This is a genomic window from Chryseobacterium sp. TQ-BC-N36, assembly GCF_058382295.1.
This window is the reverse complement of sequence record NZ_CM178175.1, coordinates 1,436,165-1,459,804: the sequence shown is the minus strand read 5'-3', so window position 1 is coordinate 1,459,804 and position 23,640 is coordinate 1,436,165. Positions and strand designations below refer to the sequence as shown.

The 23,640-nt window shown below is 37.2% G+C and carries 29 protein-coding genes and 2 pseudogenes; all 31 read left to right on the top strand.

The features are described from left to right. Positions 1-47 precede the first annotated feature (47 nt). Positions 48-548, top strand: a complete 501-nt coding sequence (tpx, locus tag AC3FI7_RS06490) for a thiol peroxidase (RefSeq protein WP_142726277.1) — start codon at positions 48-50, stop codon at positions 546-548. Between the two features lie 81 nt (positions 549-629). Then, positions 630-1,205 carry a Crp/Fnr family transcriptional regulator gene (locus tag AC3FI7_RS06485; protein ID WP_291896445.1) on the top strand — a complete coding sequence of 192 codons (576 nt, stop codon included), beginning with the start codon at positions 630-632 and terminating at the stop codon, positions 1,203-1,205. A 67-nt stretch (positions 1,206-1,272) separates the two neighbouring features. Continuing rightward, positions 1,273-1,962 carry an alpha/beta hydrolase gene (locus AC3FI7_RS06480; protein ID WP_142726275.1) on the top strand — a complete coding sequence of 230 codons (690 nt, stop codon included), beginning with the start codon at positions 1,273-1,275 and terminating at the stop codon, positions 1,960-1,962. An 84-nt stretch (positions 1,963-2,046) separates the two neighbouring features. Further along, positions 2,047-2,394 (top strand): VOC family protein, encoded by a 348-nt coding sequence (locus AC3FI7_RS06475; protein ID WP_343658718.1) that lies wholly within the window; start codon positions 2,047-2,049, stop codon positions 2,392-2,394. Positions 2,395-2,403: 9 nt separating this feature from the next. Beyond that, a complete protein-coding gene (locus AC3FI7_RS06470; protein WP_491461678.1) occupies positions 2,404-2,808 on the top strand; it encodes a glyoxalase superfamily protein in 405 nt (134 codons plus the stop codon). 77 nt (positions 2,809-2,885) lie between these two features. Continuing rightward, positions 2,886-4,097, top strand: coding sequence for a DUF763 domain-containing protein (locus AC3FI7_RS06465; RefSeq protein WP_491461677.1), 1,212 nt, complete (start codon positions 2,886-2,888; stop codon positions 4,095-4,097). Between the two features lie 274 nt (positions 4,098-4,371). After that, positions 4,372-4,962 carry a Crp/Fnr family transcriptional regulator gene (locus AC3FI7_RS06460; RefSeq protein ID WP_142726271.1) on the top strand — a complete coding sequence of 197 codons (591 nt, stop codon included), beginning with the start codon at positions 4,372-4,374 and terminating at the stop codon, positions 4,960-4,962. 77 nt (positions 4,963-5,039) lie between these two features. Next, on the top strand, positions 5,040-5,447 hold the full coding sequence (locus tag AC3FI7_RS06455) for a VOC family protein (protein ID WP_491461676.1): 408 nt from the start codon (positions 5,040-5,042) through the stop codon (positions 5,445-5,447). A gap of 96 nt (positions 5,448-5,543) precedes the next feature. Then, on the top strand, positions 5,544-5,954 hold the full coding sequence (locus AC3FI7_RS06450; RefSeq protein WP_142726269.1) for a VOC family protein: 411 nt from the start codon (positions 5,544-5,546) through the stop codon (positions 5,952-5,954). A 32-nt stretch (positions 5,955-5,986) separates the two neighbouring features. Then, positions 5,987-6,448 (top strand): hypothetical protein, encoded by a 462-nt coding sequence (locus AC3FI7_RS06445; protein WP_491461675.1) that lies wholly within the window; start codon positions 5,987-5,989, stop codon positions 6,446-6,448. A gap of 174 nt (positions 6,449-6,622) precedes the next feature. Then, complete coding sequence (locus AC3FI7_RS06440) at positions 6,623-7,147, top strand: DinB family protein (protein ID WP_343658715.1); 525 nt, start codon at positions 6,623-6,625, stop codon at positions 7,145-7,147. Between the two features lie 2 nt (positions 7,148-7,149). After that, on the top strand, positions 7,150-7,926 hold the full coding sequence (locus AC3FI7_RS06435) for an alpha/beta fold hydrolase (protein WP_491461674.1): 777 nt from the start codon (positions 7,150-7,152) through the stop codon (positions 7,924-7,926). Between the two features lie 117 nt (positions 7,927-8,043). Next, positions 8,044-8,475: a VOC family protein gene (locus tag AC3FI7_RS06430; RefSeq protein WP_291896465.1), complete on the top strand. Its 432-nt coding sequence runs from the start codon at positions 8,044-8,046 to the stop codon at positions 8,473-8,475. Positions 8,476-8,552: 77 nt separating this feature from the next. Next, the gene (locus tag AC3FI7_RS06425) at positions 8,553-8,966 is read left to right on the top strand and encodes an SRPBCC family protein (RefSeq protein WP_491461673.1); all 414 of its coding nucleotides are present in this window, start codon (positions 8,553-8,555) and stop codon (positions 8,964-8,966) included. Positions 8,967-9,001: 35 nt separating this feature from the next. Further along, positions 9,002-9,241: a DNA-directed RNA polymerase subunit alpha C-terminal domain-containing protein gene (locus tag AC3FI7_RS06420; RefSeq protein WP_491461672.1), complete on the top strand. Its 240-nt coding sequence runs from the start codon at positions 9,002-9,004 to the stop codon at positions 9,239-9,241. 297 nt (positions 9,242-9,538) lie between these two features. Continuing rightward, positions 9,539-10,405, top strand: a complete 867-nt coding sequence (locus AC3FI7_RS06415; protein ID WP_142726263.1) for a VOC family protein — start codon at positions 9,539-9,541, stop codon at positions 10,403-10,405. Positions 10,406-10,452: 47 nt separating this feature from the next. Next, positions 10,453-11,286, top strand: coding sequence for an SDR family oxidoreductase (locus AC3FI7_RS06410; RefSeq protein ID WP_491461671.1), 834 nt, complete (start codon positions 10,453-10,455; stop codon positions 11,284-11,286). A 176-nt stretch (positions 11,287-11,462) separates the two neighbouring features. After that, positions 11,463-11,891, top strand: a complete 429-nt coding sequence (locus AC3FI7_RS06405) for an SRPBCC domain-containing protein (RefSeq protein WP_343658710.1) — start codon at positions 11,463-11,465, stop codon at positions 11,889-11,891. A gap of 36 nt (positions 11,892-11,927) precedes the next feature. Continuing rightward, positions 11,928-12,386 (top strand): SRPBCC family protein, encoded by a 459-nt coding sequence (locus AC3FI7_RS06400; RefSeq protein ID WP_343658709.1) that lies wholly within the window; start codon positions 11,928-11,930, stop codon positions 12,384-12,386. Between the two features lie 86 nt (positions 12,387-12,472). Next, positions 12,473-12,931: a DoxX family protein gene (locus tag AC3FI7_RS06395; RefSeq protein ID WP_343658708.1), complete on the top strand. Its 459-nt coding sequence runs from the start codon at positions 12,473-12,475 to the stop codon at positions 12,929-12,931. 170 nt (positions 12,932-13,101) lie between these two features. Continuing rightward, positions 13,102-15,108 (top strand): S9 family peptidase, encoded by a 2,007-nt coding sequence (locus AC3FI7_RS06390; RefSeq protein ID WP_491461670.1) that lies wholly within the window; start codon positions 13,102-13,104, stop codon positions 15,106-15,108. A gap of 491 nt (positions 15,109-15,599) precedes the next feature. After that, positions 15,600-16,154, top strand: coding sequence for an RNA polymerase sigma factor (locus tag AC3FI7_RS06385; protein WP_232529173.1), 555 nt, complete (start codon positions 15,600-15,602; stop codon positions 16,152-16,154). Positions 16,155-16,165: 11 nt separating this feature from the next. Continuing rightward, entirely contained in the window at positions 16,166-16,498 is a 333-nt protein-coding gene (locus AC3FI7_RS06380; RefSeq protein ID WP_002978047.1) for a hypothetical protein, read from the top strand. Between the two features lie 91 nt (positions 16,499-16,589). Next, the gene (locus AC3FI7_RS06375) at positions 16,590-16,847 is read left to right on the top strand and encodes a hypothetical protein (protein ID WP_278352223.1); all 258 of its coding nucleotides are present in this window, start codon (positions 16,590-16,592) and stop codon (positions 16,845-16,847) included. 143 nt (positions 16,848-16,990) lie between these two features. Further along, the gene (locus AC3FI7_RS06370) at positions 16,991-17,632 is read left to right on the top strand and encodes an alpha/beta hydrolase (RefSeq protein ID WP_343658704.1); all 642 of its coding nucleotides are present in this window, start codon (positions 16,991-16,993) and stop codon (positions 17,630-17,632) included. Positions 17,633-18,009: 377 nt separating this feature from the next. After that, on the top strand, positions 18,010-18,657 hold the full coding sequence (locus tag AC3FI7_RS06365) for a J domain-containing protein (protein ID WP_343658703.1): 648 nt from the start codon (positions 18,010-18,012) through the stop codon (positions 18,655-18,657). 626 nt (positions 18,658-19,283) lie between these two features. Beyond that, positions 19,284-22,142, top strand: a complete 2,859-nt coding sequence (gene gcvP, locus AC3FI7_RS06360; protein ID WP_142726253.1) for an aminomethyl-transferring glycine dehydrogenase — start codon at positions 19,284-19,286, stop codon at positions 22,140-22,142. A gap of 79 nt (positions 22,143-22,221) precedes the next feature. Next, positions 22,222-22,338, top strand: a pseudogene (locus AC3FI7_RS06355) (hypothetical protein); the annotation flags it as partial. A gap of 63 nt (positions 22,339-22,401) precedes the next feature. Beyond that, positions 22,402-22,749 carry a helix-turn-helix domain-containing protein gene (locus tag AC3FI7_RS06350; protein WP_142726515.1) on the top strand — a complete coding sequence of 116 codons (348 nt, stop codon included), beginning with the start codon at positions 22,402-22,404 and terminating at the stop codon, positions 22,747-22,749. Between the two features lie 41 nt (positions 22,750-22,790). Beyond that, a complete protein-coding gene (locus AC3FI7_RS06345) occupies positions 22,791-23,078 on the top strand; it encodes an IS3 family transposase (RefSeq protein ID WP_491461669.1) in 288 nt (95 codons plus the stop codon). After that, positions 23,008-23,580, top strand: a pseudogene (locus AC3FI7_RS06340) (IS3 family transposase); the annotation flags it as partial. The gene AC3FI7_RS06345 and the pseudogene AC3FI7_RS06340, both read left to right, overlap by 71 nt. Positions 23,581-23,640 lie beyond the last annotated feature (60 nt).

Sequence of the window (23,640 nt, the reverse complement as noted above, 5' to 3'; positions counted from 1 at the left end):
AAATTTTCTTTTTTGATTACATTTGAACAACTAAAAAAATAAGTATTATGTCAACGACAATCACTCTAAAAGGAAACGAAGTACACACAATAGGAACATTACCGGCTGTAGGAACTACTGTAAAAGATTTTGCACTGGTAGATTCAGGCTTAAATGTAAAAACACTTGAAACTTTTGAAGGAAAGAAAAAAGTATTCAATATTTTCCCAAGCATTGATACGCCTACCTGTGCTGCTTCTTCCAGAAAATTCAATGAAGAGGCCTCAAAACTTGACAATACAGTAATTATCAATGTTTCAAAAGATCTTCCATTCGCATTAGGAAGATTCTGTGCAGCAGAAGGATTGAATAATGTAGAAACACTTTCAGATTTCAGAAGCAGCTTTGGTGATGATTATGAAGTAACTATCGCAGACTCTCCTCTAAAAGGATTATTAAGCCGTGCTGTGATTGTTACAGACGAAAATAACAAAGTTGTATATACTGAGCAGGTTCCGGAGATTGCTAACGAACCTAATTATGATGCTGCTCTTGCCGCATTGAAATAATAAAAATAATTTTTGTAAAAAGCCTTGTGAATATTTTTGCAAGGCTTTTTTTGAATGTAAAATCTAATCTAATAACACCAAATGATGCAGGATAACTATAAAAAATATGGAGAACTCTTTCAGGTAGACTCAGATCATTTTGAAGAATTCTATGCTTTGCTTCATGATACAAGACTTTTGAAATCCGATTTTTTTCTGAAACAGGGAGAGAAATGCAGATATCTGGGCTTTATAAAGAAAGGGACTATCAGATGCTTTTATATCAATGACCAGGGTCGGGAAATCAATTTTGGATTCTATTTTGAAAATGAATTTTTTACGGATTATGAAAGCATTCTTTGTGATACCGTATCCAATATGAATATCCAGGCGCTGGAAAACTGTGAAATTTTGCTGCTGAGTAAAGATCATCTTCAGACTCTGTATAAAAAGGAAGCTTACTGGCAGCAATTTGGAAGAATGATGAGTGAAAAAATTTATCTGGATGCCAAAAAAAGAATCGATGATCTGTTGTGTTATTCCCCTGAAAACAGATACCTTAATCTTGTCAAAAAACAGCCTGCACTTTTCCAGAAAATAGCTCAAAAACATATTGCCAGTTATCTTGGGGTAACAGAACAATCTCTCAGTCGTATCAGAAGCCGTATTGTTAATTAACTTAAGTTAACGTCTGCTGATCTTTTAAGGTGTAGCTTTATCATCATAAAATTTTAACACAATCATTATGGAACAAAAAGATTTAACCATTATTTTGGTACACGGAGCATGGGGAGACGGATCACACTGGCAATACATTATTCCTTCTCTTACAAAAGCAGGCTATAAGGTAAGAAGTGTTCAGAATCCACTGACTTCACTTCAGGACGATATTAATAAGACGAAAGATCTTATTGATGCCCAGGATGGGAAAGTACTTTTAGTAGGACATTCTTATGGGGGTGCTGTTATTTCAGGAGCCGGAAATCATGATAAAGTGGCCGGATTGGTTTATATTGCTGCTTTTGCACCTGATGCAGGAGACAGCCTGGGTTCACTTTTAGGAAGACGTGAATCTCCGGGAGGAGCAAGTATTTACCCTGATAACAAAGGTTTTTTATGGATTAAGTATGATGAGTTTAAATCTGCTTTCTGCCAGGATTTAGATGATGAAAAAGCATTGGTAATGTCACTGTCGCAAAAACCTATTCATGGCCAGTGTTTTGGTGATGTAGCAGGTGAACCGGCTTGGAAAACTCGCCCAAGTTGGTATCAGATCTCATTGCAGGACCGAATGATCCCTGCAGAAACAGAAAGAGAAATGGCAGAACGTCTTGAACCCAAGAAAATAATTTCTTTAGATGCAGGACATGCTTCACTGGCATCACATCCTGAAGAAGTTACTCAGCTGATTTTAGAAGCGGCTGCTTCCATTTAATACAAGATATAATACAAAAATTGATAAAGCCCTGTGAATTTTTACGTAATTTCACAAGGCTTTTTTATGGAAAACCAATGTAAAATGGTAAAAAGAATCGTAGTCAATATTAAAACGCAAGATCTTTCCAGGGCGGATCAGTTTTATCATGACATTCTGGAACTGGATGTTTTGATGGATCATGGCTGGATTAGAACCTTGGGTAACGATGAAGAGTCAAAAGTTCAGATCAGCTTTGCAGATCAGGGGGGAAACGATACGGAAGTTCCTGATCTTTCCATTGAAGTGGATAATCTAGATGAAGTATATAGTAAAATGAAAAATGCAGGCTTTGAAATTACTTATGATCTTACTGATGAAGACTGGGGAGTACGTAGGTTCTTTGTTAAAGATCCATTCCATAAACTGATTAATATACTGTCTCACCAATAAAAAATGATAATGAAAGCAAATAGAATTATTCCGATACTAAGAATCTTCGATTATCAGAAAACAAAAGAATTTTATTTAGACTGGTTAGGATTTGAGATCGTTTGGGAACATTATTTTGACGAAAATACCCCCGTTTATATGGAAGTGAAAAGAGAAAACATCATTTTCCATTTGAGCGAGCACCACGGCGACGGTACCCCGGGAACAAGGGTTGCTGTCTGGGGAGAAGGGGTTCCGCAGTATCACAAAGAACTCATTGACAAAAAATACAAATACAATCGTCCGGGACTTGAGAAAACGTTTTATGGAGCTGTATCTTTTACGGTAATTGATCCTTTTGGAAATAAAATTACATTTGAAGATGAATATGATGAAGCAAAACATAAAGACCTTGAATTTTTCTCCATTCATTAATTTCAAAGCAGAATAAATCTTACCGAATGTTGATTACAGTCAATAAAAATCCGGAATATTAAAGCTAATTTTGTAGAATGAAACGTTCAGGAACCGCAGATTTACCCCTTCACTATGGCAAAGTACCGCCATGGCTGTATGAGCGTATGTCTGTGCTGGGGCTTTCCATTATTGAAGTAATTCTCATGGATTATGGTAAAGATGAGGTATTGCGCCGCCTGGCAGATCCGTTCTGGTTTCAGAGCTTCGGTGCAGTGATGGGAATGGACTGGCATTCATCAGGAATTACCACTTCCGTTATGGGAGCATTGAAACGTTCTATTAATCCCAATTCCCAGTCTTTGGGGCTGTATATCTGTGGCGGAAAAGGAAAGTTTTCCAGAGAAACACCATCAGAACTGATTAAAATTGCAGATAAAACCGGACTGAACGGAACAGATCTGGTGAGGGCCAGCAAGCTTTCGGCAAAAGTGGATAATACAGCCATTCATGATGGTTATCAACTGTATCTGCACAATTTCATTCTGTCAGATAATGGAAACTGGAGTGTTATCCAGCAGGGAATGCATGAGTCGGACGGAACAGCAAGGCGATATCACTGGCATTCCGAAAATCTCACCTCATTCGTAGAAAATCCCCATACAGGAATCAACGGAGTTTCAAGAGGCCGAATCCTTAATCTTACTGATGCTGAAGCTTCAGAAAACAGAAAGGGAATTCTTGATATTTCCCATACCGATTCAGCAGAAGTGATGAAAGATTTTGCAAGACTGATTCTTCCTGCCCATCATGATGTCCAGGCTTCTGATGTAGATCTGAAACGCCTTGGAGCACTTCTGTATGTAACCCGTGAGCAGCAGCCTCAGAATTTTGAAGATCTGCTGATGCTGGAAGGAGTAGGCCCCAGAACCATGCAGTCATTGGCTCTGGTAAGTGAAGTCATTCACGGGGCACCGTCAAGATTTGCAGATCCTGCAAGGTTTTCTTTTGCTCATGGAGGTAAAGACGGACATCCTTTCCCTGTTCCCATCAATACTTATGATGAGAGTATCAACATTATCAGAAAAGGAATTGAAAAATCCAGACTGGGCAATGCTGATAAACTTAATTCTTTGAATAAGCTTCATCAGATCGTAACCAAGGCAGAAAAAGATTTCACCCCGGATTTTGATATTCAGCAGGTGATTGAAGAAGAAATACAGAATTCATGGCGCTTTGGCGGGAAAGCGGTATTCGGTGATGCACAGAAACCAAACCCTCCCAAACCCATACAGCTTTCCCTGTTTTAAAAAAATATTTCCTGTAAAAGCTTACAATTACTCTATCGGTAGATAGTCATTCCCATCCTCCGGAGGGGTGGCGAAAATTCAAAGAATTTTTGACAGGGTGGTTAAAATAATTTGTTTTTTAAATGCCTGTTTAAAAAAAATAGGCTTTACAAATGCCTTTTATTTCAGTGTGGTATCTTCTTTTTTGTAAAAGTATTTATTGCTTTGTTTAATATTTTTTCTTTTTAATTCAATTAAAAATTTTATTTTTAAAGACTTAAAAAAATTGACACCAATGACCAATAAAGCCTTAGAAATCTGCTATGATTTTCCATTCTTTCTCCATGAAGAACTTGACGAAATATTTAAGGCTCATGAGAAGACATCCTTCCAGAAAGGAGATTTTATTCTTGAAGAAGGAAAAACAGCTAATGAGTACTATATTCTCGAAAGTGGGCTTGCACGTTCCTATGTGAATGATTTCAACGGAAACGAAGTAACCACCCATTTTTTTACAGAAAATGAGGTCATTATTGAGGTTTTGTCAATGTTTCAGCGGGTTCCCTCTCAGGAAAATATCGTTTGTATTACAGACTGTGAATGCTGGAGGATGGATTATGATACGTTTCAGGAACTTTTCCATAAAATTCCAAACCTTAGAGAATGGGGAAGATCATGGATGTCGCAGGAGCTTTTTGCCTACAAACAAAGATCTGTGGAAATGTTTACCCTTTCGGCAACCAAAAGATACCTTAATCTCCTGGAACAGAAATCCAAAGTCATCCAGTTTGCTCCCTTAAAACAGATTGCTTCCTATCTGGGTGTTACAGATACTTCTTTGAGCCGAATCCGGAAAGAAATTGTTTCCCATCCCAAGAAAATTTAAATCTTGCCCTATGACAAGTTGATTTTCATTGCACCTTGGTAATTTTGGAGTACAGTTTAACACTAAAATTACAGAAAATGAAAGTCAATCAGATTTATGTGAACCTTCCGGTAAAAGATGTACAGAAAACAAAAGAATTCTGGACCAGGGTAGGTTTTTCAATTAATGAACAGTTCTCGGACGAGAAGGCAGCCTGTGTTGCTTTGAATAATACCATCTATGTCATGTTTCTGCAGGAAGATTATTTCATGTCTTTCACTAATAAGCCCGTTGCCAAAGAAAATACCAGCCAGGTTCTTGTGGCGGTAGGGCTAAACAGTCGTGAAGAAGTAGATAAAGTAGTGAATACAGCCGTAGAAAACGGAGCGTGGCAGCATGAGGAACCTCAGGATTACGGATGGATGTATCAGAACTCCTTCTGGGATCCGGACGGGCACGGCTGGAATATTACTTTTGCTGATCTGTCTAAAATGCCGACCGCATAACTCAGTCCGGGTACAAAGTAAATCTTGTCCTATGGCAAGCACTTTCTTAGTATATCCTGATAATTTTTAAGTATAATCACCACTAAAATTTATAAAATGAAAATCAATGAAATTTACGTCAACTTACCGATAAAAGACGTTCAAAAAACCAGAGAGTTCTGGACGAAGCTGGGCTTTTCTATCAATGAGCAATTCTCAGATGATAAGGCAATTTGCGTAATCATGAAAGAAAATCATATCTATGCAATGTTTCTCAGAGAAGAATTCTTCCAGACCTTTACCAACAGGCCTTTTGCAAAAGGAGATACAACACAGGTGCTTCTCGCCATAGGAGTTAATAGCCGTGACGAAGTGGATAACATGGTAAAAACAGCTATAGAAAACGGAGGTTCAAAATACAGCGAGCCTATGGATCACGGATGGATGTACCAAAGCAGTTTTGCAGACCTTAACGGCCATCAGTGGGAAGTAATGCATGCAGATGTTTCTCAATTACCTTCCGAATAATTGCTGTCTTCCAACTATCAAATAACAGCTACATGGAAACACAGGCAAACGATGTCGAACTGATAAAAAACCAGGTAGTCAGTACCTATTATGTAATCAGTTCCAATATTGAAGGCATTACGAATGAAGAATCTATGGTTTTTCCAAACGGTGAAGCCAACTGTATGAACTGGATTCTTGGACATTTGATCTACATCAGAAATCCTTTACTGAATATCTTAGGAGAAGAATCCGTGTGGGACAGCGAAAAATTTTCTTTTTACGACAGAGGCGAAATTGCTTTGGATCACAAAGATAAATTGATCAGTTTCGAAGAATTAAAATCTTATTTAAAACAATCTCAGGACAAACTGGAAGCAAAACTCAACACGCTTGAAGGTTTTAAACCTGAAACGGTTAAAGATATCTCAACCCTTAGTCTCCATGAAATTTACCACAGTGGGCAGTTGGGCTATCTCAGGAGAATTTTAGGGAAACCGGGCGCAATAAAATAACTTGGTTTTTGTTCAGAATAATAAATGAACTGCAGAAGTTTCCAGACTATTTTAGAAAAGTACAGTTTTCATCGAAGATAAAATCCTCGCACCTTAAAAATACACAGTTTGTAAAATCTGTAGCGCCTTTGAGTTTATCCCAAATTCTAACCTCTAACTTCTAATCTAATTAAAATGGACACCCCAAAATCAAAAAAAATAGAACTCGTTATTCCGGCTTACAGAATGCATTCCCAAAGCTTTATGAATGTTTTGGAAGGCATTTCGGAAGAAGATGCTCTGAAAAGAATTGAAAATAAAACCAATCATATTGTATGGATGGCAGGAAACTTTATCAATATGCGCTACGGCCTGGGTGCGGTATTGGGACTTGAGGAACAGGATCCTTATAATGACTTGTTTTTCCAGGGAAAAGCACTCGATGAAAGCTTTAAATATCCGACTTTGGCTGAATTGAAAGAAAACTTTCATGCAATTTCTGCTAAAGTATATCAAAGACTTCATGAAGTAACAGATGTAGAACTGGATGAAATATTTGAAATAGGAATGAATATCCCTTTTATCAAAGAAACAAAACTCAATTTTGTCGGAATGTGTATTGGCCGTGAAGACTATTTATGCGGACAGATAGGTTTGATGCGTAGGATTTTAAATTATCCGGGAATGAAATATGATGTTGACGAAAACCTTGAATATTAGCAATGAATCCAGTAGAAAAAGGCTATAAAAAGGTCAACGGAATTCAGTTATATTATGAGATCTATGGATCAGGAAAACCTCTGGTTCTGATTCATGGAGGCGGATCTTCAATTCTGTATGATTTCAGAGAAGTCATTACAAGACTGGACGGCAAATTCCAGCTCATAGGAATCGATTTACAAAATCATGGAAGAAGCGAACACCGTAATATTCCTGAAACATTTGAGCAGGATGCGGACGATGTTGCAGGAGTTCTGGCAGAACTGAACATAGGAAAAGCCTCATTCTGGGGATTCAGCAACGGTGGAAGTACGGTGATGCAGATTGCCTACCGTCATCCCGGTATTGTTGAAAAATTAGTCGTTGCATCAGCTTTCTATAAAAGAAGCGGAATGATAGACGGCTTTTTTGAAGGAATGCAGGAAGCCACATTCGAATCGATGCCGGAACCTTTCAAAATTAATTTTTTAAGTCTCAATCCGGACTTTTCAAAACTGGAAAACCTTTTTGAGAAAGATTGTACAAGGATGCAGACCTTTCAGGACTGGGATGATGAGGTTTTGTCTTCCATAAAATCACCCACCTTATTCATCAGTGGTGATCAGGATGTGATGAAGCCGGAACACGCTGCTGAAATGTGGCGGTTGGTGAAAGGCTCCAGATTAATGATACTTCCCGCTACACACGGCATTTATATGATGCTGGATTTTGACGGAAGTATTGATACAGGCTTAATAGACTTTACCGTTAGAGAGGTAGAAAAGTTTTTAAACCATTAAGATTTTTGAAAAATAGTATAACTCACCTGAATTTACTATTCATATTAACTTAAATAATTCTTAATGGATCAATCATAGAACCTATATTTTATAATATTAACTTTAAAATTAAAAATCATGGCTAAATTAAATCCGTATCTGAATTTTGACGGAACTGCTGAGGAAGCGTTCAATTTTTACAAATCTGTTTTCGGTGGTGAATTCGTTGGTGGAATTCATAAAATGGGAAATGCTCCCGGTACCGAAAACCTTTCAGAAGAAGAAAAAAACAGAGTGATGCATGTTGCCCTGCCTATCGGGAACGATCTTTTAATGGCATCTGATATTGTTCCTGGATTTGGACAGACTCTTACTGTAGGAAACAACAATTATGTTTCTATTTTCCCCGATTCCAAAAGCGAAGCAGACAGGATTTTTAAAGAACTTTCTGAAGGCGGAAATGTGGAAATGCCTATTGAAGACCAGTTTTGGGGAGACTATTTCGGATGCTTCCAGGATAAATATGGTGTTCATTGGATGGTGAACTATAATGAAGAATACGCAAAATAATCCTATATTTAACTCATTATAAAAAGAGGTGCCCGTTGTATGGGCAGCTCTTTGTTTCAACTAAAAAAATCAGAACTATGGATCCAATTAAAATAGACATCACAATTTTAGCACCGGTTGAAAAGGTCTGGAACTATTTCAATGAACCCAAACATATTACGAGATGGAACTTCGCCCATGAAAGCTGGCATTGTCCCAGTTCTGAAAATAATCTTGAAATAGGAGGTAAATTCAAAAATAGGATGGAAGCGAAAGACAAAAGCTTTGGGTTTGATTTTGAAGGAGTGTATGATGAAATCATACCTCATCAGGTGATCAGATATCATTTGGAGGACGGGAGGAAAGTAGAAGTTATTTTCGATAAAATAGATGAAAATACAACGAAAGTGATTGAAATTTTCGATCCGGAAAAACAAAATTCTGTGGAAATGCAGCGGGATGGCTGGTATGCCATTCTCAACAATTTCCACAAGTATGTGGAGAATCATTAACAATATTTTTTGTAGCCATGATCAATTTAGTTATCATGTCAAAGAGTTTAAATTCTATGTATGCTTTTAATTATGACCCAAAGGAAGGATTTCTTCAGGGGATAATTGCAATACGCGCAAGAAGAGCACTGGAAAAAGAAAAAATAGATTCTTTGGAAAAACTGTCAGATTATTCCGAAAAAGAAATCATGCAGCTTCATGGTTTTGGTAAGAATACAATGATAAAGCTGAAAGATTACATGAAAGAACATCAGATGTGTTTTAAGGAAGTATAAATTATACAGCATAGATTTTTAATGTGTCATTGCATCAGGTAACACAAAATCTTTAGGTGCAAGGACATAGATTTCTTTTGCTTTTTGTTGTCTGACATAATTTTGACTAAAAAATTAATAATAGAGCTCTCTGTCAACATAGAAACTTCACGGGTTTTAAGAACTTTGGATTCCTGTATCACTGTTCACTACTGAACTTTTGGGTTTGTGAGATAAAGAAAACAAAAGAATTTTAACTCCGCTTAAAAATTTTCTGAAATATACAAACAATACAAAAATCAAATTAACATTAAACTTATGAATAACGATATTTTCCCGTGTCTCTGGTATGATGGAGACGCTAAACAATCTGCAGAATTTTACTGTAAAATTTTTGGAGGTGAGATTACAGCTGATACCCCTGTCGTGATGAATATTGATCTGTTCGGACAAAGGCTGATGCTGTTAAATGGCGGCCCGCAATTCAAAAAAAATCCTTCTGTTTCTTTTATGGTAATCTGTGAAACGGAAGATGAGGTTCAAAAATACTGGGACCAATTATTGGATGGAGGGATCGCCTTAATGGAACTGGGATCTTATTCATGGAGCTCAAAATACGGATGGGTTCAGGATAAATATGGAGTGACCTGGCAATTGTTTTTGGGAGAAAAAGCAAATGATCAGAAAATAATTCCTACTTTAATGTTCATCCACCAGAACAATGGAAAAGCAAAAGAAGCCATGGAGCTTTATACCAGGACTTTTCCGAACTCAAGCATAGGAAATGTACTGACGTATGGAGCAGGAAGTGAGGGACATGATATTCCGGAACCGGCAGAAAATGTTCAGCATGCCCATTTTGTAATTGATAATTACAGCTTATTCTGCATGGACAACTCCTATGATCACCCGTTTGATTTTAATGAAGGAATATCATTGGTTGTCATGACAGACGATCAGCAGCAGACCGACAAGTACTGGAATACACTGACTGCAGACGGAGGAAGAGAAAGTATGTGCGGCTGGCTCAAAGATCAATATGGGCTGAGCTGGCAGATTGTTCCTAAAAGACTTATTCAGCTGATGAATGATTCTGATCAGGAAAAAGCTTATAAAGTAGTTCAGGCCATGATGAAAATGCAGAAAATTATCATTCAGGATCTGGAAGAAGCTTATCGTTCTTAATTTATTTCGGCGTATTGTTTGATGGTATTTAGAGAAAAGATTTGCATATGAAAACACAGAACAAATCAGACTCTAAGTCAAAAGTCCCTAAAGAAGGACTGTTTCCGGAGATTATCCGGAATGATTATCAGGGAAGCCGGAAGCTGCAGGGTAAAAAAGCAGTGATTTCCGGGGGAGACAGTGGCATAGGACAGGCTGTAGCCGTTCATTTTGCCAGAGAAGGAGCAGATGTCGCCATTATCTATAAAGAAAGCGATGATGATGCGAGAGAAACCAAGAAGCTGGTGGAAAAAGAAGGGCAGAAGTGTATTCTGATCAAAGGAGATCTTACCAGGAAAACATTCAGAACAAAGTGTGCAGACAAAATTAAAGCAGAGTGGAAGAGCCTTGATATTCTGGTCAACAACGCCGGAATACATACCTCGAAAACAAGTCTGGAAAAGATTTCTGATGAGCAGATTCAGGAAACGTTTGAGACCAATATCATTTCCATGATTTCATTCACCAGAAATTTTCTTCCGCTGATAGGAAAAGGAGGTCGTATCATCTGTACAACTTCTGTCACAGCATACCGCGGAAGCGATCATCTGATAGATTACGCGGCCACAAAAGGAGCTGTTTTGTCTTTTATCCGGTCTCTGGCAGATAACCTCGCAGAAAAAGAAATTCTGGTGAACGGAATTGCACCCGGACCTATCTGGACCCCGCTGGTGAAAGAAGCTTTTGATGATCTCTCCACATTTGGAAAAGATACTCCGCTGAAACGTGCGGGACAGCCTTCTGAAGTAGCACCAGCTTATGTTTTTCTTGCTTCAAAAGATGCAAGTTATATCACCGGGGAAATCATTCATATTAACGGCGGTGATTTTGTCGGAGGATAAATGAGAAGTCTAAGGCTGGAAGTTAGAAGTTAGAAGTTAGAAGTTAGAAGTTAGAAGTTAGAAGTTAGAAGTTAGAAGTTAGAAGTTAGAAGTGATTGATCAATAATTTCACTCACCCTAAAACTCTCTCACTCTCAAACTCTCTCACCCATTACCCACCACTTAATACTTAAAAAATGGAAAAATTATCATACGAAATAGAAATCAATGCCGACCCTGAAAAAGTATGGAGTGTCCTCTGGGGTGATATTACCTACAGGCAATGGACATCGGCTTTTACGGACGGCTCTTTTTATGAAGGAACACTGGAAGAAAATAATATTGTTAAATTTCTTGACCCAAAAAACAACGGAATGTACAGCAGGGTTGAAAAAGTAATTCCTAACGAGGAAATAACATTTCTGCATTTGGGTGAGATTTACGATGGTATTGAGGTGCCTCAGGACTGGGGTGAGGCTACAGAAGCTTACTTCCTGAAGGAAAACGAAGAAGGAACTTTGCTGAGGACTGAGATTCAGACTCCTGCAGAATTTAAAGAATTTTTTGAGGAGAAATTTCCAAAAGCCATGTCACTTGTGAAACACCTTTCGGAAAATCAACTGTAAGAGCCGCGAAATAATACAAACCATAAAAATTAAAATATGGAAACTTTATCATACGAAACAGTCATTGATGCTCCCATGCAGAAAGTCTGGGATATTCTCTGGAGCCCTGAAACTTATAGCGAATGGACCCGTTACTTTGCAGAAGGATCCGTCATGAAATCCGATTGGAAGGTAGGCGGAAAAACCTACTTCGTTAATGCCAGTGGAGAAGGCATGGTTTCTACCATAGACAGTCTTGATGAACCGAGACAGGTAGTATTCAAACATCTGGGAATGATAGATAAGGAAGGTCATGAAGATACAAATAGCAAAGAGGTAATGGAATGGAGCGGCAGTTTTGAGAAATATTTCCTGATCGACTTCGATGGGAAAACAAAACTTCATACAGAGGTTCAGGTTGAAAAAGAATGGCAGGATCATCTCAATACAGGATTTACAAAAGGGCTCATGATTGTGAAAAGCCTTGCAGAAGGAGTTAGCCTTGATTCAGTATAATATAATTCAACGTTTAGAGTTCAAGGTTTCAAGTTTAAAACTGATACCTGAGCCTAATCCCTGTAACCTGCAACCTATTATCAACTATGAAACTACTTGTCATACTTTTTGGAACATGTATTCTGGCTTTGCTGGCAACTTTTCTTTTTCAGGGGAAACCGGATTTTATATTTTCGGGAAACCTGGGAATGGCTGTTTTTATCATCTTTACAGGCTTTTCGCATTTTAAATTCCAAAAAGGAATGGCGATGATGATCCCTGATTTTATTCCAGGAAAACTGTTTTGGGTCTATTTTACAGGGGTACTGGAAATTGCGGCAGGGATTGGACTTATGATTCCGTCCGTCCGTGAAACTACAGCTGTTTTACTGATCATTTTTTATGTATTGGTTTTTATTGCCAACATCAATTCATCCAGGAAAAAGATCAATATTTTTAAAGCAGATTATACAGGTCCCGGGATGAAATACCTTTATTATCAAAGGATTCCCATGCAGGTTATTTTAATTGCCTGGACGTGGTATTTCGGAATTTATTTACACTAAAAAAGACAGTCGGGAAAGGCTGTCTTTTTCATATTCATAATGTTTTTTTAATTAAGTGATAGAAAATTGTAACATTTTATAGGGATAATGTGTCTTATTGTATAAATGCACTTGATTTTATTATTTTAAAAAGGTGCTTTCAATAACTTTTAACCCTTAAAATATAAGTTATGAATCTACTGAATCCCAAAATTTTCGGTACAGCCTATATTGTACTGTCTACTATTATGATCAACGCACAAAGTTCTACTGCCAAACTGCCGGGAGATCCTACTTTGCCATCTTCCAAAGCCAATCTTGAAAAGCTTATTTCTTACGACAAAGGAAACTTTAAATACAAAGTTGAAGACTATTTTGCAAGACCAAAAGCTTCAGCATTTAAAATCTCTCCTGACGGAAAGTACCTTTCCTACAAAGAAAAAGATCAGGATAAAAAAAATCACGTCTATGTTAAAGATCTTGGTACCGGGAAAATTACCAAAGCTATTGTTGAGAAAGATGACCTGATAAGAGGTTACGGATGGCTGAACAAAAAACGTCTTTTCTATACACAGGATAGAGGAGGAAATGAAAATATTCACCTTTACGCTACAGATATAGATGGAGGCAATCAGAAAGATCTGACACCGTTTGATGGCGTAAAAGTACAGTCAATTATTCCGATAAAGGATACGGATTTCGTTGTGGTGACCATGAATAAAAACAACAAACAGATCTTTGAACCATTTAAAATTAATTTTGTTACAGGGGAAATGACCCAGCTGTATGAAAATAAAGATGTCAACAGCCCTATTGATGATTACCTTTTTGATAAAGACGGAAATCTGAGAGGATATAGCGTTCTTGAAAACGGACTGACTACAAAGACCTATTATAAAGACCTGCAGACCGGCAAATTCAATCTGATCAAATCTGCAGACTGGTCTGATACCTTCAGTATTATAGAATTTAATGAAAATTCTAAAAATAAAGACGAAGCATATGTAGTAACCAATCTGGATAGCGATAAAGCGAGGATTGTACTGTATGATCTTAAAAAGAATGCGGTGATTAAAGAAATTTATTCTAATCCTGTATATGATGTAAGCTCCATTAGCACTGCCGGTAAAAACAGAAACTATGAGCTTGACTATATCAGCTATGAAGGAACTAAGGGAGAAACGGTTCCGGTAAGTAAATTTTATAAGGAAATACATGATCAATTAAAATCTCAGTTTGGAGATAAGGAATTTGGAATTGCTTCTTCCGATGATAACAATGATAAACTCCTGGTTGTTGTAGGAAGTGATAAGCTGTATGGAACCTATTATGAATACGACACCAAAACCAAGCAGACCAAGCTTCTTTATAACCTGATGCCTCAGTTGAAGGAAGAGGATATGGCTGAAATGAGACCTATCGAATTTAAAAGCAGAGACGGCTTGACAATCCATGGATATATTACTTTACCTAAAGCCGCATTGGAGGGTAAAAAAGTTCCTCTGATTGTAAATCCTCACGGTGGTCCTCAGGGAATCAGAGACAGCTGGGGATTCAATCCGGAAACACAGTTGTTTGCAAGCAGAGGATATGCAACACTACAGGTCAATTTCAGAATCTCCGGAGGATATGGGAAAACATTTCAGAAAGCCGGGTACAAACAGATCGGAAGAAAAGCAATGGATGATGTGGAAGACGGGGTAAAATATGCCATTGAACAGGGATGGGTAGATAAAGATAAAGTAGCCATTTACGGAGGAAGCCATGGTGGATATGCAACCCTGATGGGACTGATTAAAACTCCGGATTTATATGCATGTGGAGTAGATTATGTAGGAGTATCCAACATCTTTACTTTCTTTGATTCTTTCCCTGAATACTGGAAACCTTATAAAGAAATGGTAAAACAGATCTGGTATGACCTTGACAATCCCGAGGAAGCAAAAATCGCTAAGGAAGTTTCCCCGGTTTACCAGATTGATAAGATCAAAAAGCCTTTATTTGTAGTTCAGGGAGCTAACGATCCAAGAGTTAATATCAATGAATCTGATCAGATTGTAAAAGCGATGCGTGCCAAAGGATTTGAAGTTCCTTATCTGGTAAAATATGATGAAGGACACGGATTTGGAAAAGAGCCTAACAGGATTGAACTTTATAAGTCAATGTTAGGATTTTTTGCTGAAAATTTTAATAAGTAACCTATAATTTTATAATGTTTGAAACGGAAGGCTCAGGTCTTCCGTTTTTTTTATTATTACGTGGTGTTTAGATTCCTACGGAATGACAAGCTGTATGGATAAACTATCATTACAATTGTGTCATTCCGTAGGAATCTCAAATGACGTCAGAAATTGAGAATGGATAAAAGATCTTTATCATTCATCAATTACCAATTATCGCTCATCAGCTTAGCCCCGATAGAAGCGGTTACCCCGGAACATGAATAGGAGAGTCTGTGGGCAGGAGTGTGGGATGGTCTGGCGTGAGGAGTATGAGCGGATAGCGGGAAAAAGCTCCCTTAAATATAAGTAATGAGTAATGAGTAATGGGTAATCCGGGGATAATTGAGAAGATAAAAAACCGATGGATAAAAGAAAAACTGAATTGTAAGAAAAATATTTTAAATTTATTAAAGTAAAACCAAAAGGCTAACCGTCATATCAGTATGGAGGTTGTCGAAAAAATAACAATGCCACAGAAGGAGAAAGAAAGCATCATCTCACAGACCGTTTCCAACTACGGAGGGAAGCTGATGTCCTATATTCGTCCCAAAGTGAAAAACACGGAGGATGCGGAAGATATTCTGCAGGAAGTGTGGTATCAGTTCAGTAGCCTTACGAATCTTTCTGAGATCGTAAACGTTGGGGGCTGGCTGTACAGGGTGACGGCAAATAAAATTACCGACCGTTACCGTAAAAAGAAAACAGAAAATCTTGAAGATTTCGTATATGAAGACGAAGACGGCGAGTTCTCTATCAAAGATATCCTTTTGATGGACGAAAGTGCAGGCCCTGAAGTAAAGATGTTTCAGGATGAGATCTGGAAAAAACTGTTTGAGGCGCTTGATGAACTTCCCGAAAAACAAAGGCTGGTCTACGTAGAAAATGAACTGAACGACAAAACCCTCCAGGAGATCGCTGATGAACAGGGAGAAAACATCAAAACCATCATCAGCAGAAAAAACTATGCTGTGAAGCACCTGAGAAACAGATTGAGAAAGTTATACGAAGATTTAAAAAGTTAGAAAAAGAAATTATGAATCATAAACACAAAAAAGGCTGGATTTTTTTATTGTTATGCCCGCCATTAATTTTAGCTGCCGTTACATGGATTGTAATGATGCTTTGGAACTGTCTTCTTCCTGAGATTTTAGGAGTGAAAACAATTACTTTCTGGCAGGCAATGGGAATACTGATCTTAAGCAAAATTCTTTTCGGAGGTTTTCATTTCGGTAAAGGAATGAGAGATTTTAAGGAAAGAAAAATGAGAGAAAAAATGGCAGGTTTGTCTCCTGAAGAACGTGAGAAGTTCAAGGAAGTCTGGAGAAACAAATGCTCCGGTGGATTCTTCAACAGAAATAACGAATAATTTAAAAATTTGAAAGAAGTAGTAAAGTAAAATTAAAATTCATTCGTCTCTATAAAAAACAAGAAGTAGTAAAATTTAAAATTTTGAAAAAATGAAAAATTCAGCATTAAAAGGAGCTCTTGGAGCACTAGCCGTTGTAGGGGTAGCACTAATTGCTAAAAAAGCCGCACAAAGAAAAAGATTTATCAAAGGTATTTTTGATGAGTACGGAATTAAAGAAAAATCACCTTTCGGCCTGGCAGATAAAATCAGAGAAATGAATGATGAAGACTATCAGGAACTGAAAGGAAAGTTCAAAAAAGAATTCGGTTCAAGATGCTGCAAAAAGGATAATACGTGCGAAGCATAATCCATAAGAACTAAATTGAAATTGTTTAATTCCGGCGCGGGAAGCAAAGCTTCCCGCGCCGGAATTTTTTTATTAAAAACACATGAAATCTTACAAGAAAAAACTTTTAATACTACATTTGTATAACAAATAGAAAGATTATCATGAAGCCTAGGAATATTTATATGGCAGTACTGTCATTTCTCTCGGTCGTTATTTACGGACAGAATTCTCAACAAAAACAATACATTTTCTTTTTACATAATAAATTTCTGGAGGATCATTCTTTTGACGAAAAACATCCCCAATATGGTGTTGCAGAATATGAAACAATACTTAATAAATTAAAGGATAAAAATACGGTTCTTATTTCCGAGAAAAGAAAAGCCAATACGGATCCCACAGTTTATGCTCAGAAAGTGAAAAAACAGATTGACAGTCTCATGAAAAAAGGTATTCCTGCCGGAAGAATAACAGTGGTAGGAACTTCTCAGGGAGGTTATATTGCACAGTATGTGTCTAATTATGAGAAGAACTCACAATTGAAATTTGTTTTTATTGGTGCCAGTTTTAAAGATGATTCTTTGGAAAAAGACAAAAACTTCAGATTGTACGGAAGAATCCTTTCCATTACTGAAAAATCAGATAACGGACATGTTCCGATGTCTAAGGAACAACGTCTTATAAGATCAGGTATTAAAGATTTTAAAGAAATAGAGCTTAATACAGGACTGAATCATGGCTTCCTTTTCAAAGCCCTCAATGACTGGATTGCTCCCACTAAGCAATGGATTTTCCATAAATAGATAGTGGCGGTCTATTACCATTTAGTGGTTATCATTGAAGTTGCTGAGAAATGATCTGTGTAATTTGTAAAATCTGCGGGTAGAAATTAAAGTTGAGATTCCCCGCTATGCTCGGAATGACAAAGGGACTGTTGAACTCATTCAATTCGCAGCATTTGTTGAGAAGTACAATTTTATCGGAGATAAAATCTTCGTGCCTTAAAATATACAGTTTGAAAAAGAACTAGCGTCTTTGCGTTTTCCAACCTTAAAACAATAAACGATATTAAGATTGCTTCATCTCGATTCGCAATGACTTTTAGATTCTTTTTTCTATCAAAATTTTACCATAAACATCAAACGCAAAGAAAAATAAATCCTTATTTTTGTAGTACTCAATGAAAGATTACTACTATTTTCTCGGGATATCACAGGATGCTTCAGAAGAAGACGTCAAAAAAGCCTATCGGAAACTGTCTTTAAAATATCACCCTGATAAAAATGACAATGATGACTTTTTCGCAGATCGATTTCGTGAAATTCAGGAGGCTTATGAAACATTGAGTGATCCGGTCAGAAGACGAACGTATGACCAGAACCTGGAAAGTCATCAGCGAAGTTTCAGGTATAATATTCCTCCTGCAATCAAAACTTTTACAGCCAATAAAATTCATGCAAAAAAAGGAGAGGAAATCATTATCAGCTGGCAGACGAGTAATGCTGATGTGGTAAAGGTGTTGCCTTTTGGGTTAGAAAAACCGTATGGAGAAAGGATTTTTAAGATTACAGAATTTAAGGACGGAAAATTCCAGCTTCTGCTTCATGCAACGAATTCTCTTTTGCACAAAACAGTTGTTCAGGGAATCACCATCACAGAAGTTTTTGAGAATGATGCTGAAAAGTTCAAAAATTCTGTAGAAGAAATGTTTAAACCACAACCCAGAACCCGAATTAACAAGTCAGGTCAGCCTAAAATTATGATGCTCATCTGGGGGATTATTATTTTAGCGATTGCAATCTATATGCTGATCAAAAATTTCAGCTAGTTTATGCCATTTTTTTTCTTCCCGGGCATTTTTTACATCTTTTACCCTTCTTGAATTTTTTACAGCACGATTTCTTTTCACAGAACATCTCTTCATTATTGAATGTGTAAGGAGCCAAAGGCGGAACTTTAAATGGGACTATCATATTCATGCTGCAAATATATTAATTTAGAATAAATATAATTAATAAAATTTCATAAAATTCTTACAACCTGACGAATAGCAGTCAGAGTTTACTTTAAAACAGTTTAAAAGGCTTAAAGTTGAATGATAAATAGATCCTGTTTACTACCAAAATAGATGTTGAATAAATTTATTCTTATAGATTCTTTTTTAATATAAGTTCAATCAATAAGGGTAAATTTTATTGATTAAATACACTTTTTTTAATAATGCATAACATACCTGATTATATGGAAATTGATAATTTACCTTGTGTATTATGTATAGAATAGTGATTATTGTTGATGAGATTAGTGTAAACCTTATCATAATTTGCGAAATGCAAATTGTGAGAAAAGTCACATATATATGTGTGAATTATCACCTCGGTAGTACTCTTGTGAAATCGTCTAAAAAATTGTAATTTTACCCATCTTTTTACAAACAAAATCTAATAAATAAAAATGAATACAGAACAGTTTGTGAGCCGCCACATTTCCCTTAATGAAGCCGATAAACAGGCGATGTTGGAAAAACTTGGCGTTTCAAGTATTGAAGAGTTAATTTCTCAGACTATCCCTTCTTCTATCCGTTTAGAGAAAGATCTTGAGATCTCGGAACCACTTTCTGAATACGAAATGTTGAACCATTCAAAAGATTTGGCATCAAAAAATACAGATTATACAAGTTATATCGGATTTGGATACCACAATACGCTTTTGCCTTCAGCAATCCAGAGAAATATTTTTGAAAACCCTAGCTGGTATACGGCGTATACTCCATATCAGGCAGAAATTGCACAGGGAAGACTTGAAGCTCTTCTTAATTTCCAGACTGTAGTATGCGATCTTACAGGCTTCGCTTTGGCAAACGCATCTTTATTGGATGAATCTACTGCTGCTGCTGAAGCCATGCATATGTTCTTCAATAACAGATCTAAAGACCAGAAAAAAGCAGGTGCCAATAAATTCTTCATTTCTGACCTGGTTCTTCCTCAAACCATTTCTGTATTAAAAACAAAAGCTGAAGGGCTGGAAATTGAAATCGTAGTTGGAGATCATAAAACACATCAGTTTGATGCTTCTTACTATGGTGTTTTATTACAGTATCCTGGTAAAAACGGAATCGTTTTAGATTATACTGAGGATATCGTAGAATATAAAAAACTAGACCTTCAGGTAGCTGTTGCTTGTGATCCTTTGGCTTTGGTTAAGTTAAAATCTCCTGCAGAAATGGGAGCTGACTGTGCTGTAGGGACTACCCAGAGATTCGGTATTCCGTTAGGATATGGAGGACCTCACGCAGCTTTCTTTGCTTGTAGAGAAGATTATAAGAGAGATATCCCGGGAAGAATTATTGGTGTTTCTCAGGATATGTACGGAAGACGTGCATTAAGAATGGCTTTGCAGACAAGAGAGCAGCATATCAAAAGAGAAAAAGCGACTTCAAACATCTGTACAGCTCAGGTTCTTTTGGCGGTAATGGCAGGGATGTATGCTGTTTATCACGGTCCGAAAGGATTAAACTATATCGCAGATCAGATCCACTTCAAAGCAAACGCTTTAAAGGGAGGTCTTAAAGCATTAGGTTATCAGGTGGTAGAAGAGCCGATCTTCGATACCGTGAAAATCACAATGCCTGAAGATGAGAAAGCAAGATTGGTAAGACTGATGCTGGATCACAGACTTAACCTTAACTATTTTACAGAAGGGGTTGTAAGTATTGCGATCAACGAAAGTACAACATTAGAGAAATTAAACTATCTGATGGCTTCTTTCGCTCAGTTTAAAGACAAGCAGACTTTCAAATTAGAAATCAAAGAAGGATACAGTATTCCTGAGGAAAACTTAAGAAAAGATGAAATTCTTACGGAATCAGTCTTCAACAAATACCATACGGAAACAGAACTGATGCGTTACATCAAGCGTCTTGAGAGAAAAGACTTATCATTGACTCATTCAATGATTTCTTTGGGATCTTGTACGATGAAACTCAACGCAGCGACTCAGATGTTACCGCTTTCATGGGAAAACTGGGGGGCAATTCACCCATTTGTACCTGTAAACCAGGCAGAAGGATACCAGGAAATGATCCGTGAACTGGAGAAAGACTTAGCGGAAATTACAGGTTTTGCAGGAACTTCTCTTCAGCCAAACTCAGGAGCTCAGGGAGAATATGCAGGATTAATGGTTATCAGACAATATCATATCTCAAGAGGTGACCACCACAGAAATGTAGTACTGATCCCTCAGTCTGCACACGGAACCAATCCGGCTTCTGCTGCTATGGCAGGAATGAAAATCGTAGTTGTGAAAAACCTTGAAAACGGGGAAATCGACTTCGAAGATCTTAAAGCTAAAACAGAACTTCATTCAGCGAACTTATCTGCTGTAATGATCACTTATCCTTCGACTTACGGATTCTTTGATGCCAACATTAAAGAAATTACCAACCTTATCCATGAGCATGGAGGACAGGTATACATGGATGGTGCGAATATGAACGCTCAGGTAGGATTTACAAGTCCAGGAAACATCGGAGCTGACGTTTGCCACCTTAACCTTCACAAAACTTTCGCAATTCCTCACGGAGGTGGAGGTCCTGGAGTAGGTCCAATCTGTGTTGCTAAACACTTAGTACCTTTCCTTCCTTCCAACGCTAATATCAGAATCGGATCTAAAGAAGCAATCGATGGTATTTCTGCTGCTCCTTACGGCTCAGGATTGATCCTTAACATTTCTTATGCATACATCAAAATGTTAGGAACTGAAGGTCTTAAAAAGGCTACAGGACATGCTATTCTTAATGCCAACTATCTGAAAGAAGTATTAGCAGAGCATTTCCCGATTTTATATTCAAACGAAAACGGAAGAGTAGCTCACGAATGTATCGTAGATTTCCGTCAGTTCAAATCTTTAGGAATTGAAGTGGCTGATGTGGCGAAGAGATTGATGGATTATGGTTTCCATGCACCTACTGTTTCTTTCCCGGTGGCAGGTACACTGATGATTGAGCCTACAGAATCTGAAAGCAAGGCTGAAATCGACCGTTTTGCTGAAGCGTTGATCTCTATTAAAAAAGAAATTGATGAAATTGCCAACGGTGAAGCAGATGCAACAAACAACGTATTGAAAAATGCTCCACACACAGAACAACTGGTGATCTCTGATTCATGGGATAAACCATACAGCAGAGAAAAGGCAGCTTATCCGCTTGAGTGGGTAAGAGACCACAAATTCTTCGCTTCTGTATCAAGAGTAGATGAAGCCTACGGAGACAGAAACTTGGTATGTACTTGTGAGCCGATTGAAGCTTATATGTAATCTCAGTTTTTTAACTATAAAGAATCCCTTTCAGTGGACTGCCCCCAAAAAGTTAGACACTTTTTAGGGGCATTTTTTTATGTATAGAAAAGAAAAATTTAGCGTTGCTTTCAAGTTAGAATGTATTAATCTTCACAAAAATTCTCATTGTTCAATTAAATCTATAGCAACAGAGAAAGGATTTAATGAAAGCAATCTGCGCAAGTGGATTGGTTTTTATAACAAGTACGGAATCTCGGGACTATACCCTCGAAAAAACATGAGTTATTCCGTGAATTTCAAATTTAAAGTTCTAAAAACCATCGAAACAGAACATATCTCACAAAGGGAAGCATGTATCCGATTTAATATTGCAGCTCAGTCTACCGTGTTGAATTGGCAAAGGGATTACGAAAAAAGTGGTATTTTAGGGTTAAAGAACACCCCCAAAGGAAGACCCGTCATTATGAGTGATTACAAACGTAAAAAAAGAAAGTCTGATAAGCCATTGACCAGAGAAGAAGAACTTTTATTGGAAAACGAAAGGCTTCGAGCTGAAATTGATTTTCTAAAAAAGTTAGACGCCTTAACTCTCAAAAAGAACAAGCAGAGGCCATCGAAGGATTAAGGCGAAAATATGATCTGTCACTTCTGTTGGATTGTACAGGTATGGCCAGAAGCAGTTTTTATTACCATCAGAAAGCTCTTGACAAAAAAGATAAATATGGAGAAATAAAAACTTTGATAAAACAAATTTATCATAGGCATAGAGGTCGGTTTGGATACCGTCGTATTACTTTGATTATGAAACAACAAGAAATTGTAATTAATCATAAAACGGTATTAAGACTGATGAAGTCCCTGGGATTGAAAAGTATAGTTAGGGTTAAAAAAATACAGATCCTACCGGGGAGAGCAAGGCAGGATAGCACCCAATATTCTGGAGAGAAACTTTAAGGCAGATCAGCCAAACAGAAAATGGGCCACTGATGTGACAGAATTTAACGTTTCGGGCAGTAAATTGTATCTTTCGCCAATAATTGACCTTTACAATGGCGAGATTATCAGTTACGATCTCTCAGAAAGGCCTGCCTTTGCGCAGGTTGTGAATATGCTCAAAAAAGGATTCAGAAAAATTAAAAATACTGAAAACCTCATTATACACTCTGATCAAGGCTGGCAATATCAGATGAAAGCCTATCAGCACCTGTTAAAAGAAAAAGGCATTATCCAAAGTATGTCCCGCAAAGGAAACTGTCTGGATAATGCAGTAATAGAAAACTTCTTTGGAACTTTAAAATCTGAAATGTTCTATACTAAGAAATTTAAAACCATTGATGAGCTCAAAAAAGAAATAAAGAAGTATATCAATTATTACAATAACGACAGGATAAGACTTAATCTAAAAGGAAAGAGTCCGGTACAGTACCGAACTCTTTCATATAATAATATTGTTTAATTTTGTCTAAACTTTTGGGTGCAGTCTACAGCAATGAGAGGGATTTTTGTTTTTTATAAT

Excerpts from the sequence above, each read along its gene's own strand:
- tpx (WP_142726277.1), top strand. The coding sequence starts at position 48 with ATGTCAACGACAATCACTCTAAAAGGAAACGAAGTACACACAATAGGA.
- AC3FI7_RS06485 (WP_291896445.1), top strand. The coding sequence starts at position 630 with ATGATGCAGGATAACTATAAAAAATATGGAGAACTCTTTCAGGTAGAC.
- AC3FI7_RS06480 (WP_142726275.1), top strand. The coding sequence starts at position 1,273 with ATGGAACAAAAAGATTTAACCATTATTTTGGTACACGGAGCATGGGGA.
- AC3FI7_RS06475 (WP_343658718.1), top strand. The coding sequence starts at position 2,047 with ATGGTAAAAAGAATCGTAGTCAATATTAAAACGCAAGATCTTTCCAGG.
- AC3FI7_RS06470 (WP_491461678.1), top strand. The coding sequence starts at position 2,404 with ATGAAAGCAAATAGAATTATTCCGATACTAAGAATCTTCGATTATCAG.
- AC3FI7_RS06465 (WP_491461677.1), top strand. The coding sequence starts at position 2,886 with ATGAAACGTTCAGGAACCGCAGATTTACCCCTTCACTATGGCAAAGTA.
- AC3FI7_RS06460 (WP_142726271.1), top strand. The coding sequence starts at position 4,372 with ATGACCAATAAAGCCTTAGAAATCTGCTATGATTTTCCATTCTTTCTC.
- AC3FI7_RS06455 (WP_491461676.1), top strand. The coding sequence starts at position 5,040 with ATGAAAGTCAATCAGATTTATGTGAACCTTCCGGTAAAAGATGTACAG.
- AC3FI7_RS06450 (WP_142726269.1), top strand. The coding sequence starts at position 5,544 with ATGAAAATCAATGAAATTTACGTCAACTTACCGATAAAAGACGTTCAA.
- AC3FI7_RS06445 (WP_491461675.1), top strand. The coding sequence starts at position 5,987 with ATGGAAACACAGGCAAACGATGTCGAACTGATAAAAAACCAGGTAGTC.
- AC3FI7_RS06440 (WP_343658715.1), top strand. The coding sequence starts at position 6,623 with ATGGACACCCCAAAATCAAAAAAAATAGAACTCGTTATTCCGGCTTAC.
- AC3FI7_RS06435 (WP_491461674.1), top strand. The coding sequence starts at position 7,150 with ATGAATCCAGTAGAAAAAGGCTATAAAAAGGTCAACGGAATTCAGTTA.
- AC3FI7_RS06430 (WP_291896465.1), top strand. The coding sequence starts at position 8,044 with ATGGCTAAATTAAATCCGTATCTGAATTTTGACGGAACTGCTGAGGAA.
- AC3FI7_RS06425 (WP_491461673.1), top strand. The coding sequence starts at position 8,553 with ATGGATCCAATTAAAATAGACATCACAATTTTAGCACCGGTTGAAAAG.
- AC3FI7_RS06420 (WP_491461672.1), top strand. The coding sequence starts at position 9,002 with ATGTCAAAGAGTTTAAATTCTATGTATGCTTTTAATTATGACCCAAAG.
- AC3FI7_RS06415 (WP_142726263.1), top strand. The coding sequence starts at position 9,539 with ATGAATAACGATATTTTCCCGTGTCTCTGGTATGATGGAGACGCTAAA.
- AC3FI7_RS06410 (WP_491461671.1), top strand. The coding sequence starts at position 10,453 with ATGAAAACACAGAACAAATCAGACTCTAAGTCAAAAGTCCCTAAAGAA.
- AC3FI7_RS06405 (WP_343658710.1), top strand. The coding sequence starts at position 11,463 with ATGGAAAAATTATCATACGAAATAGAAATCAATGCCGACCCTGAAAAA.
- AC3FI7_RS06400 (WP_343658709.1), top strand. The coding sequence starts at position 11,928 with ATGGAAACTTTATCATACGAAACAGTCATTGATGCTCCCATGCAGAAA.
- AC3FI7_RS06395 (WP_343658708.1), top strand. The coding sequence starts at position 12,473 with ATGAAACTACTTGTCATACTTTTTGGAACATGTATTCTGGCTTTGCTG.
- AC3FI7_RS06390 (WP_491461670.1), top strand. The coding sequence starts at position 13,102 with ATGAATCTACTGAATCCCAAAATTTTCGGTACAGCCTATATTGTACTG.
- AC3FI7_RS06385 (WP_232529173.1), top strand. The coding sequence starts at position 15,600 with ATGCCACAGAAGGAGAAAGAAAGCATCATCTCACAGACCGTTTCCAAC.
- AC3FI7_RS06380 (WP_002978047.1), top strand. The coding sequence starts at position 16,166 with ATGAATCATAAACACAAAAAAGGCTGGATTTTTTTATTGTTATGCCCG.
- AC3FI7_RS06375 (WP_278352223.1), top strand. The coding sequence starts at position 16,590 with ATGAAAAATTCAGCATTAAAAGGAGCTCTTGGAGCACTAGCCGTTGTA.
- AC3FI7_RS06370 (WP_343658704.1), top strand. The coding sequence starts at position 16,991 with ATGAAGCCTAGGAATATTTATATGGCAGTACTGTCATTTCTCTCGGTC.
- AC3FI7_RS06365 (WP_343658703.1), top strand. The coding sequence starts at position 18,010 with ATGAAAGATTACTACTATTTTCTCGGGATATCACAGGATGCTTCAGAA.
- gcvP (WP_142726253.1), top strand. The coding sequence starts at position 19,284 with ATGAATACAGAACAGTTTGTGAGCCGCCACATTTCCCTTAATGAAGCC.
- AC3FI7_RS06350 (WP_142726515.1), top strand. The coding sequence starts at position 22,402 with ATGAGTTATTCCGTGAATTTCAAATTTAAAGTTCTAAAAACCATCGAA.
- AC3FI7_RS06345 (WP_491461669.1), top strand. The coding sequence starts at position 22,791 with ATGGCCAGAAGCAGTTTTTATTACCATCAGAAAGCTCTTGACAAAAAA.